Below are 16,900 nucleotides of genomic sequence, written 5' to 3'. Positions count from 1 at the left end.
TCAGCGCGCCAGCGTGATCTCGACCCTGTGCTGCCCCTCCTGAAAAGGGATGCGCAGTGGCAGGGGGGCGGGCGCCAGGAGCACGCCATCGAGTCGCACGCTTCCCCCTTGCTGCCCTGATGGGGGCTCGGCACTCACCTCTATCCTGTAGTGGCAGTTCTCCAGGGTGATCGCCACGCTGAACCCGGGCCAGTGGCTGGGCAGTCTGGGGGTGATGAGCAGAGCCTGCCCCTCACGTGTGATGCCCAGTATGCCGTCGAGCCCTGCCTGATACATCCAGCCTGCCGCTCCCGTGTACCAGGTCCAGCCACCCCGGCCCTGATGGGGGGCGACCGAATAGATATCCGCCGCCATGACATAGGGCTCCACCTTGTAGCGCGCCATGGCCGAGCCATTCAGGGCGTGGTTGATGGGGTTGAGCAGGGCAAATTGCCGGCAGGCCTTGTCCGTCTCCCCTAGGCGGGCAAGGGCCAGGACGGCCCAGACGGCGGCATGGGTATATTGACCGCCGTTCTCGCGAAGCCCCGGGGGATAGCCGCGAATGTAGCCGGGGTCCTGGGTCAGGGTGTCGAATGGCGGGCTGAACAGCAGGGAGAGGCCCTCCTCGTAGCGCACCAGATGGCGCTCCAGGGATTGCATGGCCATCCTGGCCCGGGCCGGATCGGCGGCGCCGGAGAGAACGGCCCAGGATTGGGCGATGGCGTCTATCTGGCACTCGGGGCTCTTTCTCGCTCCCAGCCAGGTACCGTCGTCGAAGGTGGCCCGGCGATACCAGGCACCATCCCAGGCGTGCTGCTCCAGGGCGGCCCCGACCCGCTCGGCGTGAGCCAGCCAGCGCTCGGCACGACCGTCGTGACGGGCCCGGGCCAGGGGAGCGAACAGGCTGATGGTGCGCAGCAGCAACCAGCCCAGCCAGACACTCTCTCCCTTGCCGGCACTGCCGACCCGGTTCATGCCATCGTTCCAGTCCCCCGATCCCATGAGCGGCAGCCCCAGGCTGCCGGTGAGCGCCATGGCCTGATCCAGGCCGCGGGCACAGTGCTCATAGAGGGAGGCGACCTCCTCGCAGACCTGGGGCAGGAAGAAGGCATCCTGCTGATCCGGCCCAAGGGAGGGGCCCTCCAGGAAGGGGATCTGCTCCTCGAGAACTGCGTCATCGGCGCTGCTGCGCACATAGGTGGCCGTGGCGAGTGCCAGCCAGACCCTGTCATCCGAGATCCGGGTGCGTACCCCCTGACCGGAGTGGGGCAGCCACCAGTGCTGCATGTCCCCTTCCACAAACTGGCGAGCCGCCGCCCGCAGCAGGTGTTGCCGGGTATCCCGGGGAGCGGCGAACCCCAGGGCCATGCCGTCTTGCAGCTGATCGCGAAAACCATAGGCCCCTCCCGCCTGGTAGAAGGCGGAGCGGGCCCAGAGTCGGCAGGCCAGGGTCTGGTAGAGCAGCCAGCCGTTGAGCATGATGTCCATGGCCAGATCTGGCGTCTTGACCTGCACGGCGCCAAGCAGCCCCTGCCATTGGGCTTCGACCTGTTCCAGTACCTCATCGAGATCCTGGCGATAACGCAGCATGAGGGCAGAGGCCTGCTCGTCCGACTCCCCCTGACCGAGCAGCACCAGGATCTCCAGCCGTTGGCCCGGCGCCAGATCAACGTGAGTCTGCAGCGCCGAGCAAGGGTCTATGCCGGCCCCGGTTCTGCCGGACAGGGGCCGGCCGCCCTGCAGCGCCGCCGGGGCGGCGAGCTGGCCCTGGTATCCGAGAAACTCGCTGCGATCGCCGGTCCAGCTGGTCTGCCTGCCACCGAGGTCGAGGAAGGCCACCCGCTCGGGGAAGGCGGCGTTCCAGGGATTGCGGGCCAGCATGGCCCCGGTCTGCTCGTCCATCCTGGTGGTGATGAAGGGGGCGCTGGCAGCGCGGGAGGCCCCCAGCACCCACTCCGCATAGCAGGTGATGCAGAGCCGGCGGGCGTTGCCGGTCAAATTGTGCAGCGTCAGGCGAGAGATCTTGACGGGGTCCGCCACCGGCACGTATTGCAGCAGCTCGCTGTGGATGCCGTGGGCCTGGTGTTCAAAGCGGCTGTAACCAAAGCCATGACGGGCGACATACTGGCCCCCGTCGCGGATGGGCTGGGCTGTGGGGCTCCACAGCGCCAGGCTATCCTCGTCGCGAATGTAGATGGCCTCGCCGGCGGGATCCGTCACAGGGTCATTGGACCAGGGGGTCAGCTGGTTCTCCTTGCTGTTGTCGGCCCAGGTGTAGCCACTGCCGAGGGTGGAGGCCTGGAAGCCAAAGCCGGGGTTGGCGATCACATTGATCCAGGGGGCCGGCGTGGTCTGCTCGCCGCTGAGCAGGGTGACGTATTCGCGCCCCTCCCTGGCAAAGCCCCCCAGGCCATTGAAAAACGCCAGCTCGGGGTGATGGGGGGGCTTGATGGGCGCCTGGCCGTGGGCCTTGGCGGGGGTGACCGGGAAGGGCCGCGGTGGCGGCTCCTTGAGGCGGGCGAGCTGCTCTTGCAGGGGGCCGCGGCGCGCTATCAGCACGACCCGCGCCGCGGCGTACAGCAGCTCGCACAGCTCGCCGCTCATCAGGTCGCGGCGCACAGTGTAGACGGAGCCCTGGGCCAGCTCGGCATGGAAGCGCGGCCGGGACTGGCTGCTGCGCACTGCGGTGTCTATGCCGTTTTGCAGATCCTGCACATAGGTGGAGACATGCTCGTTCATGATCACCAGATCCACGGCCAGCCGCTTCATCCGCAGGTATTCGTGGGCCAGCAGCAGCTCATGCACCTGGGCCAGATCCTCCACATCGTCGATGCGCAGCAGCATGATGGGCAGATCCCCCGAGATGGACTGTTGCCAGAGGGCCGATTGCCGCGTCAGGCCACGGGCTATGGTGGCCGAGGCGGCGCGGAATCGGGCATCCCCATAGAGCAGGGGGGCGGCCAGCCGCTGGAAGTTGGCCCCGTCGGAGGGCTGGATGTTGAGATGGTGCAGTTGCACCTGGGCCTGGGTCCAGGCCAGCGTCTTGGCCCGCTGGAAGGCGTGGCGGTTGTGGTGCTGGTCGATGAGATCGAGCAGCGCCGGCCGAGAGGGGGCCACCAGGGTCCAGAAGGCGACATGGGTGCTGCTGCCAGGCAGGACATGGACCCGCTGGCGCAGGGCGAAGATGGGGTCGAGCACTGTGCCCGTGGTGTTGAAGAGGGGGACATGGCGCTGCAAGGCGTGGGCGGTGGCCAGGGTGCGCCCCTGGCCGATGAAGCGGGCACGGTCGGATTCATATTGCAGGGTCCCGGCCAGATGGTCCTCGACGATGATGAAGTGGGCGGCCCACACCTCCACCTCCTCGGGGGATCTGGGCCGCCGGGTGGCAATCAGGGCCCCCAGCTCGGCCAGGTATTCGGTGACCACAAAGAGCTTGCTGAAGGCCGGGTGGGCGCGATCCGCCTCCGGTGTGGTCAGCACCAGCTCGGCATAGGAGGTGAGCTCGATATGACGAAGGCGGCGACCGCGGTTGCTCAGGGAGATGCGCCTCACTTCCCCGTCCGCCTCACCGGAGACCAGCACCTCCAGGGTGGTGGTCAGGCGATCGTGATGATGAACGAACTGGGCGCGATCCTCGGAGAAAACCACCTCTCCCTTCGGATCCGAGTTGCCAAGAGGATGAGCGCAGGGGGACCAGGTCTCACCGCTCTGGACATCATGGAGGAAGAGGAAGGAGCCCCAGTGGTCGCGGGTGGCATCCTCCTGCCAGCGGGTGATGGCGATGTGGCGCCAGCGGCTGTAACCCGCCCCGGCTCCGGTCAGCATGACGCAGTAGCGGCCATTGGAGAGCAGGTGGGTGACAGGGGCCCCCAGGCTGGCCGAGGAGAGGCGGCGCACCGAACTCACCTCGAAGCCGCCCTGGGTGAGGGAGGCCTTGATCTCGGCGGCGTGGGGCCGAACGATGGCCATGTCCTGGGGGATCCGCTCCTGCAGCAGCAGATCGCAGGCCTGCACCATGGGGTCTTCATGGAAACGGGCGCGCATCTGCCCCCCGTGAAGGGCGTTGGCGAGGGCCACTATGGTCATCCCCTGGTGGTGGGCCATGAAGCTCTGCACTATGGCAACCTGCTGGCTGTCGGGCAGGCGCGAGGGGGTAAAGTCGAGGGCCTCGTAGAAGCCGTAACGGCCGCGGCCTCCCATGGCGGCCAGCCGCTGGAAGTTTGCCAGGGCCGCTCCCGGGTTGATCATGGCGGCCAGCCCGGTGGCATAGGGGGCGACCACTTTGTCCTCGGCCAGCCCGCGTTTGAGGGCGAGCTGGGGGATGCCGAAATTGGAGTACTGGTAGGTGAACTCCATGTCCCTGGCGTTGTAAGCGGACTCCGAGATGCCCCAGGGGATGCCGAGGGCGTGGCCGTAGCGGATCTGGGCGTCGACGATCAGCCGGCTGGTCTGCTCAAGCTGCGAGCCGACCGGGGCCCGCATCACCAGGGCGGGCATCAGGTACTCGAACATGGAGCCGGACCAGGAGATGAGGGCGGCCCCTGTGCCCAGGGGGGTAGCCGCCCGTCCCAGCCTGAACCAGTGGCTGGTGACGACATCCCCCTTGGCGATGGCAAACAGGCTGGCCAGCCTCGCCTCCGAGGCGAGCAGATCGTAACAGCTGCCGTCGAGCCTGTTGTCGGAGAGGGAGTAGCCGATGGAGAGCAGGCGGCGCTCCTCATTGAGCAGGAACCCGAAGTCCATCCCCATGGCGAGGGCGCGGGCCTGGGCTGCCAGGGCGTGCAGCCGTCGCTGGCGCATCTCGGGGTCGGCGGCCTGATCCTGCAGATGTTCGGCCACCACCCGCTTGAGGGCCTCCAGCCAGAAGAGGAGCTCCTCCCCCTCCCGTTGACAGGCCTGCAGATCGAGCTGGTGCGCCGTGTGGCTGGCTTGCACCGTCAGCCGGGCGAGCACCGGGAGCTGGTGGGTTGCCGACAGGGGGCGGGCGAGCTGGCCACGGATCTCCTTGAGGCTGGCGCCGAGGGCCTGCACCTGGCCGCTCTCCTTCATGGCGTAGGCCTGCAGGGCCTGCTCCGCCAGCAGGCAGGTATCCAGGATGCCGCTGCAAATGGCGCCGTCCCCCGCCTGTTGCTGCCATCGATCGCAGCCGGTGGCGACCACCAGCAGGTGGCCGGCCAGGTTGCCGCTGTCCACCGAAGAGACATAGGCCGGCTCCAGGGTGAGCAGGCTGCGGGTATCGTACCAGTTGAAGAAGTGACCCTTGAAACGGGGCAGACGCTGCATCACGGCCAGGGTGGCTTCCAGCCGCTTGAGGGTGGCGCAGCACCCGGCCCAGCCAAAATCATTGGCCGCCAGGGCGGAGAGCAGATAGAGCCCCATGTTGGTGGGGGAGGTGCGATGGGCGATGATCTCCTGCGGACTCTCCTGCACGTTGTCCGGCGGCAGCTGGTTGTCCAGATCGGTGACCAGGGTCTCGAAATAGCGCCACGTCTGGCGGGCGACCAGGCGCAGCTCGGCGGCCTGGGCGGGAGTGCAGCTCATCTGTCTGGCGAGGTCGGGGGGGCGGCTGGTCCAGTAGGCCACCAGCGGAGCCAGCAGCCAGAGCAGGCTGACCGGCAGCACCAGGGGCCAGGCGGTGGGGGTTCCCAGCAGGGTGAGGCCGCTGACCCCAATGGCAAGCACCACCCCGGCCGTCATCAGCCGATAAAACCCGGTCCAGGCCAGGCGCGGTGAACCCGAACTCTGGGCCGAGGTGGTCCACTCCAGCAGGTGGCGATGGGAGAGGAAGAGGCGAAACAGGGTGCGCACTATGGCATCCGTCATGCGCCAGGCCTGATCGGCCAGAAACACCAGGCTGAGCAGGGCCTGCATGAAGGCCCGCTGCAGCCGCTGGCCGACCATCCCCAGGTAGTGGCGCCACAGGATATCCCGCTTGCGGGGGATCAGGGTGAAGAGCAGCGGCAGGAAGAGGGGCAATGCCTGGGCAGCGAACAACAGGAGGCTGGCGATTGTTGCTGTGCCCAGCGGCAACTGCCAGCCGGCCAGCAGCGCCAGCAAGGTGCTGGGTGCCAGCAGGGAGCGGCAGAGGTTGTCAAACATCTTCCAGCGCCCGATGAGCGGCAGGGCGTCCTGCCCGCGGCTACGCCGGCAGATCCAGGCGAGCAACTGCCAGTCCCCTCGGGTCCAGCGATGCTGGCGCTTGGCACTGACGTCATAACGGGAGGGAAACTCCTCGACGACCTCGATATCCGAGGCGAGCCCCGCCCGGGCGAAGATCCCCTCGAACAGATCATGGCTCAGGTGGCTGTTGTCCGGCACGCGCCCCGCCAGGGCGGCGGTGAAGGCATCCACGTCATAGATGCCCTTGCCGGTGAAGGAGCCCTCCCCGAACAGATCCTGATAGAGGTCGGAGACGGTGGCGGCATAGGGATCCATGCCCCCGGGCCCCGAGTAGAGCCGCTGATAGTAGGAGCCGTCCTGACCCAGCGGCAGCGAGGGGGTGACCCGGGGCTGCAGTATGCCGTAGCCATGGGTGACACGCTGGCGTCCGGCGTCGAGGTGGGGATGATTGAGAGGATGGGCCATCTTGCCAATCAGCCGGCTGGCGGCATCTCTTGGCAGGCGGGTATCAGCGTCCAGGGTGATGACATAGCGCACCCCCTGGGGGATGGCGGGGGGCTGGCCGTCCGTCGCCATGAAGCTGGTATCCGCCGCGCCGCGCAGCAAGCGGTTCAGCTCGTAGAGCTTGCCCCGCTTGCGCTCCCACCCCATCCAGCACCCCTCGCCCGGGTTGAACCTGCGGTGGCGATGGAGCAGCCAGAAGCGATCCCCCGAAGGGCCAGGGCCATATTTTTCGTTGAGCCGGGCAATGGCCTGGCGCGCCGCCACCAGCAGGGCCTCATCCCCCGGCAGCCGCTCTTGCTGCGCATCCACACCGTCGCTGAGCAGGGCAAAGCTGATATCGCCGCTGACCCCGGAGAGATGATGCACCTCCAGCTGCTCGACCTGTGCCAGCAGCTCGGATGGCGACACCAGCAGGGTCGGCATGACCACCAGGGTGCGCAGCGAGGGCGGGATGCCGTGGGTGAGATCCATGGCGGGGAGGGGGCTGGGAACCAGGTGCGCGCTGATGAGGTAGTTGACCAGGGCCAGGGCCACGGCATGGGCCGGCAGGAGTGCAAACAGGAAGAAGAGCCCCATCCAGAGTGACCAGGGTTCATCTGGGGAGACCAGCAGGCGATGGCTCAGGGCCAGCAGAAAGAGGGTCAGCAAAGTGATGATGCCGATGTAACCCTGGATGCCGAGCCGGGCGTAAAAGCGGTGCAGGCGAAGGCGCAGGGGAGGGCGAAATCCGAGCTCGGCCTCGAGGGCGGGTCGCCCCTCTGCGATCAGGTGGTAGCCGGGCTCCGCTGCTCTTCGCCGGATCTCGTCCTGCTGCTCCTCCGGTGGGAGCCGGGTCGCGGCCAGGACCCTGGCCGTGACCGCCAGCTCGCCGTGGTCGGAGTAGCGGGCCAACTCTTCTATGGCCTGGCGATAGAGGTTGCGGGTGGGGAAGTCCATCTCGGCAAAGGGGCTCTCTGCGCGCAGTTGATGATCCACCAGGCTCATCCCCTCGACGAGTTCACTCCAGTCCATGCCGGAGATGAGGCGCATGCTGGTGATGACGTTGCGAATGGTGACGTTGGAGGCGCCCTGGCGCTGCTGGGCATGCTGCACCACCTCCTCTACCGACAGGCCTTGCCGGGTGAGGCGCTCCTCCAGCCAGCCGAGTGCCGGTGTGGTGTTGGGGTCCTGATCCCGCAGTTGCTTGACCAGTTGGGCGGCAAACAGCTCGGAGAGCGGGCCGCTCGCCCGGGAGGCGATGTCTTCGTTGAGCGCCGAGACGGCGCAGCCCTCCACGAGCAGCCGGGTGCAGAGGGCATCGGCATCGGCTCTGATCTGCTGGGCCAGGGTGATCTGCTCCACCAGGCGGCGCAGGTTTTCAATGAGCACGATCCTGAGGGTGATGGGCACGGCCCACAGCTCCCCTATGGTCAGGGGCTGCACGCGCTGATAGGCGAGGATGAAGCGGCTCAGGATCTCGGCGTCGAAGTGGCTGTCGTTGTGGGCGATGAAGGCCCAGGCGATGCCAAAGACCCTGGGGTAGCCCGCGAAGGGGCCGGCGGCGAGCTTGGGCAACTGACGGTAGTAACCGCCGGGCAGGCTGCTGCGGATCTCGTAGAGCTGGGCCTCGACCAGGTGATAGTTGTCGAGGAACCACTCGGCCGCGTGGGTCAGATCATGACCCAGCTCGAGCTCGGCGGCGCTGCTCCGGTAGGCGCGGGAGAGGACGGCCTCGTTGGCCTTGAGCCGCAGATGCAGGGAGGGCACAGAGATGGGGGTCGCCGTCACCGGCTGCGCCTCGGCCAGGGTAGTGGCATGGAGCTCCAGCCGCTCTATGCCGAACAGCTCTTCACGAATGGGCTCCTTGCTCAGCCAGGGGCCGGTGGCGCTATGCACGCCAAGCCATCCGGCTAACCACTCATTCATGGGCCCTCTCCTGCTCGTTCAGGGCGGGGGCAGACTCGCCACTGCATGGCCGTTGGGACATGGGCAATCCTCGCAGGCAAGGGGTGACGGGGCTGCTGTCATCGGCATGCCGGATGAAGTGAAAACCCCGCCCTGGTCATGGGCAAGGGGGGCTGCCACAGTGCCGGGGCTATGGGCTCCCGGGCCGGCAACCGCGATGGGTCGCCGCGCCCCCGGCCTGACAAACGCAGGGGAAGGGGGCTGGCAACATTGAGAGGCGCAGCCACTCGCGCCACAGCAGCCAGCAGAGCGGCGGGGTCAGCAGCAGCACGGTCGCGGGTTGGGCCAGCAGCACGCCATCGCGGCCCCACCAGAGCGGCAGCAGGAAGATGAGGGGCAGCAGCAGCGCCGTCTTGGCGGCCGAGATGACCAGGGCCTGACGGGTGCGCGCCATGGATTGCAACAGCACTATGCCGAACATGATGATCCCCTCCAGCGGTATGGCGGCGAGGTTGAGGGTCAGGCTGCTGACGGCGGCGGCCAGCAGCTCGGCATCCTGCTCCCCGGTGTAGAGCATGGCGACCTGGCGGGGCAGCAGCTGGATCAGCAGCCAGACTCCCATGCCATAGACCAGCGTGATCTTGAGCCCCATGGCCATCAGGAATCTGAGATCCCGCAGGCGCCCGGCCCCGGTGGCCTGGCTGATCAGCGGCTGGATGCCGAAGGCCAGCCCCTGCAGGATCACGATGAACACCGCCTCTGTGTAACCCGCCACAGTGAAGCCCGCCAGATCCTTGACCGAGCCGTGCACCATCAGCTGGCTGTTGTGCAGCAGCAGCAGCAGCCCCAGGTTGAACTGGGCGATCAGGCTCGGCAGACCGGTAAACAGCAGGTTCGGCATGGCCGGGAAGGTTGGGCACCAGATCCCGCCATGCTAGGCGCAGCCGCGCCCAGGGGGTAAAGAAGTAGCCAAGGCCGATCAGGCTCACCGCACCCTCTGCCATCAGGGTGGCCTGCGCTGTACCGATCAGTCCCAGCCCCAGCCGACCCACCATGATGTAGTTGAGGATGATGTTGAGCACGGCGCCGCTGCTCACCAGCACCATCGCCAGTTTCGGGCGGCCATCGTTGCGCAGCAGATAGGGCACCGCCAGATTGCTGGCCAGCAGCAGGGTACCGCCGCCGATCCAGGTGAGGTAGTCGCTCGCCTGCTTCCAGGTGTCGGTGCCCTGTTCAATCCCCAGTCCCAGCAGGATATCGGTGTGGGTGTAGTGCAGCAGCAGCGGCGCCAGGCGCCCGAGTCCTGCCAGCAGCCAGAGGGCATTGACCAGCGCCTGACGGGCCAGCTTGTCGTTTTTCGCCCCTGCTGGAAGGAGATGGCGGTGGCCGCCCCCATGCTGATCATGGCGGCCAGACCGATCAGCACCATGATGACCGGATAGACCAGGTTGATCCCGGCGAGGCCCGCGGCACCGACATAGTGGCCGACGAAGATGCCATCGATGAGGTAGTAGGCCCCCGAGACCAGCATGGCAAGAATGGAGGGGAGGGCGTAAGCCCAGAAGCGGCGGGTCATGGCCCGTTGCCGCAGTGTTAAATAGGCAGACATATCTGTTCTCTTGGGGAGTCGATTATCGAACAGCTAGTGTAGATTAATACTTATTTGGTGATAATCAGGGTTTCACTTGATGAATTGCTGAGTATTACTCATTAATCCGGGGTAGGTGGGCCTTGAGCATGTCGATCAGGATGCGCAGGCCGCTGCCCAGTTGATGGCGGCTGGGATAGAAGAGGTAGAAACCGGCAAAGGTGGGGCACCAGGGCTCCAGCACGGTGAGCAGTTTCCCCTCCGCCACTTTTTGGCTCACCTCCTCTTCCAGACAGTAGGCCAGCCCCAGCCCCGCCTCGGCGGCGCCCAGATAGAGGGCCGGGGTGCTGGTGGTGAGCGGCCCGGTCACTTCGATCTCCAGCAGCTCGCCGTCGGCGGCAAAGGCCCAGCGATAGTGATGGTGCGGGGTGAGGCGATAGCCGATGCAGGCGTGGCGGCTCAGCTCGCTCGGGTGCTGCGGTGGATGCCGTGCTCGGCCAGATAGTCGGGGGAGCCCACCACCAGATAGCGCTGCAGCGGACCCAGGGGCACGGCTATCATCTCCTGGGGCAGCAGATCGCCGTAGAAGAGGGCTGCGTCATAACCATCCTCGATGAGACGGGGCATCAGCTCCTGCTCCACCACCTCCACCTGCATGCGCGGATAGCGCACCAGATAGTCGATAAGCACCGGTGCCAGCAGGCTGTCGATGGCGTTGCGCGGGGCGCAGAGCTTGAGCCGGCCCACCGGCTCATCGCTGTTGCGAGCCAGCTCGCTGAGCGCCTCTTCCAGGGTGTCAGGGTCGGCAGCAACTGCTTGAGCAGCCGCTGGCCCGCATCGGTCGGCACCACGGCGCGGGTGCTGCGGTTGAGCAGACGGACCCTAACGGGCTCTCCAACCCTTTCAGGCTGTGGCTAATGGCGGAGGCGGAGACCCCGAGTTCGAGGGCGGCCTTGCTGAAACTGCGGTGACGGGCGACGGCGGCAAATACCGCCAGTTCGGCGAGATCGGTACGGGTAATGGTCATCATCAATCAACAAAAAGGCGTGAGTCACAAGGGTACGCCAAGGCTGTGCTGCACACAATCCGCGCGCAATGGGTGGCTTGTAACTGTTTTGTTGCTATTCCCAGGGGGCTGAAAGGGGGCTGAAACTATTTTTAATTTGTTAAAAAATTTTCGCAACACGGGGCCTGTAATGTGATCTTGCTCGTTTGAAAGGCGACTGAAGTCAAACTTTGGTTGATTAATTCAAAAAAACGCTGTGATTAATAGGGCCTTTTAACTAGAGTCAGCTCATCGGATGAGGTGGCCGTTGCCAGTTTGTTAAATGGCGCGAGCAACACCCTCAGCATCACGATCTCATGCCTTCGTTTGTTGCAATTTGGTTGTCACATGGAGTGATGGCCGGATAGCCGGGGCCTGAGAATAAAAAAAGGACGAACAGCAGGTGTTCCAGGGAGAGGAACCGGGCCCATGCCCACTGACTAGTAAGAATCCACCTTCCTTGATGACAGGAACATCCCTATGTCTGACATGAATATTGCAGTTGAAGGCAGCTTGAGCAAAGCCTCCTCCCGTGGCATCAACAAGGCCGACCTGGTCTGGATGCTGGGCCTGTACGGTACCGCCATCGGTGCCGGTGTCCTCTTCCTGCCGATCAATGCCGGCGTCGGTGGCCTCTGGCCGCTGGTGGCCATGCTGGTGCTGGCCCTGCCGCTGACCTTCTTCGCACACCGCGGCCTGACCCGCTTCGTGCTGTCCGGCTCCACCCGTGATGGCGACATCACCGAAGTCGTGGAAGAGCACTTCGGCAAGACCGCAGGCAAGTTCATCACCCTGCTCTACTTCTTTGCCATCTACCCCATCCTGCTGATGTACTCGGTCGCCATCACCAACACCGTCGAGAGCCTGATGGTTCACCAGCTGGGCATGACTGCACCTCCCCGTGCCATTCTGTCGCTGGTGCTGATCCTGGGTCTGATGGCGATCGTTCGCCTCGGCGGCCAGGTGATCGTCAAGGCGATGAGCGTGCTGGTATTCCCCTTCGTGATCACCCTGATGGGCCTGGCGCTCTACCTGATCCCGCACTGGAACGGTGCCATAGTGACCGAAGCGCCTGCGCTGTCCGAGGCCTTCAACGGTGACTTCATCAAGACCCTGTGGTTGGCCATTCCGGTCATGGTGTTCTCCTTCAACCACTCCCCGATCATCTCCTCCTTCGCGGTGGACAATAAAGGTCGTTACGGTGAAGGTGCCGAGAAGAAGTGCAGCAACATACTGCTGGGCGCCCACGTCATGATGGTGATGACTGTGATGTTCTTCGTATTCAGCTGCGTACTTAGCCTCTCTCCGGCTGATCTGGCGGCTGCCAAGGAACAGAACATCTCCATCCTGTCCTACCTGGCCAACCACTTCGACAACCCGGTGATCGCCACCGTGGCACCGCTGATCGCCCTGGTTGCCATCAGCAAGTCCTTCCTGGGTCACTACCTGGGTGCGCAAGAAGGCATGAACGGCCTGATGGCCAAGGCGCTGCGCGAGAAGGGCAAGAAGGTCGAGATCAAGCAGCTGAACAAGGTGACCGCTGTCTTCATGATCCTGACCACCTGGGCCATCGCCACCATCAACCCGAGCATCCTCGGCATGATCGAAGACCTGGGCGGCCCCATCATCGCCATGCTGCTGTTCCTGATGCCGATGTACGCCATCGCCAAGATCCCGGCCATGCGCAAATACGCTGGCAACCTCAGCAACGGCTTCGTGACCCTGATTGGCCTGATCGCCATGTCCGGCATCATCTACAAGCTGATTGCCTGATAATTCCGGTTACGCCGTTGAATGAAGAAGCCGCCTCCCAAGAGGCGGCTTCTTTATTTGCGGCGCAGAGTGCTTAACAAAGCCCTGGCAGCGGCCTAACATGGCGGGATGTTTTTCTAGACAGGACAAAAGGATATGTCTGGGTTGAAAAAGGATCTCGGGCTCTGGCAGGGGATGGGGCTGCTCGCCACCTCATTGCTCGGCACCGGGATCTTCGTGGTGCCGGCCACCGCGGCGTCGCTGGCGGGGGGCGCGTCGCTGTGGGCCTGGGTGCTGCTCATCGTACTGGTACTGCCCATCGCCTTCACCTTCGCCCGCCTCGGTCGCCGCTACCCCCATGCGGGCGGGGCGCCGCACCTCATCGGGCTTGCCTTTGGCAACGGCGCCGAGCGCTTCTCCGCCTTCCTGTTTCTGGCTGTGCTGCCGGTGGGGCTGCCCGCCGCCCTCACCATAGCCGCCGGTTTCTGGCACGCCCTGTTCGACATGGGAGAGTGGACCCTGTGGGCCATCCAGCTGCTGACCCTGCTCGGGGTCTTCCTGCTTGGCCTGCGGGGGGCGCGTTCCTCCGGCAACCTGCAACTGCTGATTGCCCTGGCCATATTGGGGCTGACCCTGCTCATCTGGTTCAAGGGGGATCTAAGCTGGCGTGACGGGGCCCAGCCGCTGCCGACGGCCGCCGAGTGGCCTGCCATGGGCACGGCGCTGGCGGTGATGTTCTGGTGCTTCGTGGGGCTGGAAGCCTTCGCCCACATGGGGGAAGAGTTCAAGCGACCGGAGCGGGACTATCCCCTGGCCCTGCTCGGCGGCGTCTTGCTGGCGGGGCTCATCTACTGGGTGCACTCCCTGGTGGTGCTCAAATACGGTCTCTATGGGGACGAGGCGACCAATGCCACCGCCATCCCTGCCCTGCTCTCCCTGCTGTTCGGCCCCACCGCCAAGTGGCTGGTGGCGGTGCTCGGCTACCTCTCCTGCTTTGCCAGCATCAATATCTATCTGCAAGGGTTTGCGCGCCTGATCTGGAGCATGGCGCGGGAGGGCAAGCTGCCCGCCTCCCTCTCCCGCCTCTCGGCCCGTGGTGCACCCCTCAATGCCCTGTGCTGGGTGCTCGCCATCTGCCTGGTCTCCATCACCCTGATCCTCTGGCTCAAGCTGCCGCTCGATGAACTGATCCGCTACGCCAACGGCAACTTCGTGCTGGTCTATCTGCTCTGCATGGCGGCGGGCTGGCGTCTGCTCGGCGGCATGGGCAAGGGGCTGGCGGGGGTGAGCGTCTTGCTCTGCGCGGCCGTGCTGGTGGCGCTCGCCTCCCAGGTGCTTTATGCGGTGGTGCTGAGTGCGGGCTACGGCTGCTTCTCCCTGTGGCGACGCAGGCGCCGTCGCTCGGCATCAGGCGAGCGAGTCTGCGCCATCAAGTAGCCACCCGAAAAGAAGCCCCGCAGTGCGGGGCTTTTTACTGGCTATCAGATGTGGTGGTGCTCAAAGGTCTGGCAGGTCGCTGCGCAGCAGGGCGAAGTGGTGCAGGGAGATGAAGCCATCTCCCTTCCACTCGCACTCCCACGCCGTGCCTTCGTAGCGAAAGCCGGCTCGCTCCAGCAGGCGGGCGGAGGGGAGGTTGGGCTCCTCCACCACCGCCAGCAGCCGGTGCAGCGCTGTGGTGCGGTAAGTGAGCGGGAGCCACAACCGCAGCGCCGCGCTCATTACCCCCTTGCCCCAGTGTTCGGGATAGAGCCAGTAGCCGATCTCGGCCCCTTTGTGCTGCGGGTCGGCATCGTGGTAGCCGATGGCTCCCAGCGGCTCTTTGGTGCGCGGATTGCGAATGAGGTGCCAGGCACCGCGGCCCGTGCGGGTCAGCTCGGCGTACCACTCCATCTGGGCCTGACATTCTGCCAAGCTGTCGTAGCTGATGCCGTAGTAGGCGATGACACGCTGATCCGACAGGCCACGATAGATGTGGGGCAGGTCGGCATCGATGACGGGATCCAGCCTGATCTCCGGTGGTGAAGTTGACGTCATGGAGGCTCCTTGCGGCCAGCCGTGGCTGGCCGCTTGTGTTGAGTCAAACAGGGGGGATGGCCAAGGTGGTTCATGGCTGCGCTCATGAGCCGGCAAGCCCGAGCAAGCCGGCAAGCCTTGCCAGCTCATGGCGCCACTCCTGCTGCAGCCGCGGGGTCTGATGCCTGGGCTTGCGGGCGAGATCGGCGGCCAGCAGGGCATCGAGCTCATACCAGCGGGCCAGCAGCGCCTCTTCGTCATCCTCAGTGCAGGCAGTGGCCTGGCGGGAATCGTGCCCGGATGACTCCTCAGCCACCACTCTCTGCTGGTGGTCGATCAGCTCGGCATAGGCCCGCTCTGCACTGTGGGCCTCCTGGATGCGGCCGTCTCTGATCAGCCAGAAGCGGTTGCAGCTGCGCTCGATCAGATCCCGGTCGTGGGAGACCAGCAAGACGCCCCCGGGGAAGGCGTTCAAGGCCTCGGCCAGCTCCTCCTTGCCCGCCAGATCCAGGTGGTTGGTGGGTTCATCGAGCCAGAGCAGGTGGTGACTCGCCAAAGAGAGGGCGAGAAACAGCAGCCTGGCCCGCTCCCCCCCGCTCAAGGCGTGCACCCGCTGGCCATGGCGGGAGTAGGGGAAGCCCGCGCGGATCAGGGCCTGGCGCCGCGTCACCTCGGGCAAGCGCGTCAGGGGATAGAAGGCGTCGCTCAGGGTGGCGTCGCCGTCCAGCTGCTGCAGGGACTGATCGTAGTAGGCGATGCTGGCGCCGGGGTGGCGATACCAGCCCTCACCCGGCTGTTGATCGCGCAGCTCGCGCCAGCACTGGCGCAGCAGGGAGGACTTGCCGGTGCCGTTGGCGCCGAGCAGGGCGACCCTGTCGCCGGCCCGCAACCAGAGATCCTCGGCCCGCAGCAGGGGCGGCAAGCCGGGGGCGGGGCACACCTCCAGGGCTTCCAGTCGCAGCAGGGCATCGGCGGGCAGTGCCTGCCCGTGCAGCTCGAGGCGCCAAGGGGCTGGCGCCGCGACCTGGCTCTGCTCCTCCTGCAGGCGGGTGATGCGTTTTTCCATGGACTTGGCCTGGCGCACCAGCTTCTCGTTGTCATGCTCCCGCCCCCAGGTGGCGAGGCGCTTGCTGCTGGCGCTCAGGCGGTCAATCTCCTTCTGCTCGTCGGCCCGGCGCAGGCGGGCCTGCTCGTCCTCCTCGGCCAGCGCCACCCTGGCCTGACTGCAGGGCAGGGCGAAGCGATGGAGTCGTCCATCCCGCAGGATCAGGGTCTCGCGGGTCACCCGATCGAGCAGGCGGGCATCGTGGGAGACCAGCACCAGGGCGCCCCGCCAGCCCAGGAGAAACTGCTCCAGCCAGAGCAGTGCGGGCAGATCCAGGTGGTTGCTAGGTTCATCGAGCAGCAACAGGTTGGGCTGGCGCAGCAGGGCGCGGCCTAGCTGCAACCGGGTGTGCTGGCCGCCGCTCAGGGCGCTGACGGGGAGCTCGGCCTGCTCTTCGAGCTGCAGCTCGGTCAGCATCTTGTCTACCTGCCAGTCGGCGGCAGGATCACCCGCCAGGGCATCCTGCAGCACGGCGCGGGAGCCTAGCCCTTGCAGCCTTGGGGGCAGGTGCTGGGCCACGAACTCGCAGCGGCAGGGGGCGGCCTGCTGCACCCGTCCGTCATGGGGTTGCAGCTCACCGGCCAGCAGGGCGAGCAGTGTGCTCTTGCCGCAGCCATTGGCGCCAATCAGGCCGAGGCGATCGCCGCTCTGGATGCCGAGATCGATGTTGTCAAACAAGGGGAGTTGTCCCGCAGTCATCTGCAGGGAGTGGGTACTCATCAGTGTCGTCATGCTCTTGCTCTCTTAAATGGCGGGATCGGAAATCCCTGTCATCAGGAGCGCTGGCGACAACGGTCGAGAAAGGTCTCGGTGTGGAAGGAGTCGGCTTTGCTCGAACCCGCTATCGCAGCGCGATGGTATGCAGGCAAGAGCGGGCGAATGTGCCGAACAGGCGAGCCGAGAACATCGG

At 65.6% G+C, this 16,900-nt stretch carries 5 protein-coding genes and 2 pseudogenes; 2 read left to right on the top strand and 5 right to left on the bottom strand.

All coding sequences use genetic code 11. The annotated features are described in order from the left end of the window. From ACF2JD_RS07190 to ACF2JD_RS07180, 3 genes and pseudogenes are all read right to left on the bottom strand, one after another. Entirely contained in the window at positions 1 to 8,508 is an 8,508-nt protein-coding gene (locus tag ACF2JD_RS07190; RefSeq protein WP_440987089.1) for a GH36-type glycosyl hydrolase domain-containing protein, read from the bottom strand. Positions 8,509 to 8,677: 169 nt separating this feature from the next. Next, a pseudogene (locus ACF2JD_RS07185) lies at positions 8,678 to 10,096 on the bottom strand (MATE family efflux transporter). A gap of 94 nt (positions 10,097 to 10,190) precedes the next feature. Then, a pseudogene (locus tag ACF2JD_RS07180) lies at positions 10,191 to 11,102 on the bottom strand (LysR substrate-binding domain-containing protein). A 498-nt stretch (positions 11,103 to 11,600) separates the two neighbouring features. On the opposite strand from ACF2JD_RS07180, the gene ACF2JD_RS07175 reads away from it, so the two are divergent. Further along, on the top strand, positions 11,601 to 12,893 hold the full coding sequence (locus tag ACF2JD_RS07175) for an HAAAP family serine/threonine permease (RefSeq protein WP_162520220.1): 1,293 nt from the start codon (positions 11,601 to 11,603) through the stop codon (positions 12,891 to 12,893). A gap of 135 nt (positions 12,894 to 13,028) precedes the next feature. After that, on the top strand, positions 13,029 to 14,309 hold the full coding sequence (gene yjeH, locus ACF2JD_RS07170; protein ID WP_429165655.1) for an L-methionine/branched-chain amino acid transporter: 1,281 nt from the start codon (positions 13,029 to 13,031) through the stop codon (positions 14,307 to 14,309). 60 nt (positions 14,310 to 14,369) lie between these two features. On the opposite strand, the gene ACF2JD_RS07165 is transcribed toward yjeH, so the two are convergent. Beyond that, the gene (locus tag ACF2JD_RS07165) at positions 14,370 to 14,906 is read right to left on the bottom strand and encodes a GNAT family N-acetyltransferase (RefSeq protein WP_440987088.1); all 537 of its coding nucleotides are present in this window, start codon (positions 14,904 to 14,906) and stop codon (positions 14,370 to 14,372) included. Between the two features lie 82 nt (positions 14,907 to 14,988). Then, positions 14,989 to 16,722, bottom strand: a complete 1,734-nt coding sequence (locus ACF2JD_RS07160; protein WP_440987087.1) for an ATP-binding cassette domain-containing protein — start codon at positions 16,720 to 16,722, stop codon at positions 14,989 to 14,991. Between the last annotated feature and the right edge of the window lie 178 nt (positions 16,723 to 16,900).

It is taken from the genome of Aeromonas ichthyocola, from assembly GCF_046087985.1.
Lineage (GTDB): Bacteria > Pseudomonadota > Gammaproteobacteria > Enterobacterales > Aeromonadaceae > Aeromonas > Aeromonas rivipollensis.
This window is presented reverse-complemented; position numbering and strand designations above follow the sequence as displayed.

Bases quoted from the DNA above. Each gene is read 5' to 3' on its own strand.
- ACF2JD_RS07175 (WP_162520220.1), top strand. From the start codon at position 11,601: ATGTCTGACATGAATATTGCAGTTGAAGGCAGCTTGAGCAAAGCCTCC.
- ACF2JD_RS07160 (WP_440987087.1), bottom strand. From the start codon at position 16,722: ATGACGACACTGATGAGTACCCACTCCCTGCAGATGACTGCGGGACAA.
- ACF2JD_RS07165 (WP_440987088.1), bottom strand. From the start codon at position 14,906: ATGACGTCAACTTCACCACCGGAGATCAGGCTGGATCCCGTCATCGAT.
- yjeH (WP_429165655.1), top strand. From the start codon at position 13,029: ATGTCTGGGTTGAAAAAGGATCTCGGGCTCTGGCAGGGGATGGGGCTG.
- ACF2JD_RS07190 (WP_440987089.1), bottom strand. From the start codon at position 8,508: ATGAATGAGTGGTTAGCCGGATGGCTTGGCGTGCATAGCGCCACCGGC.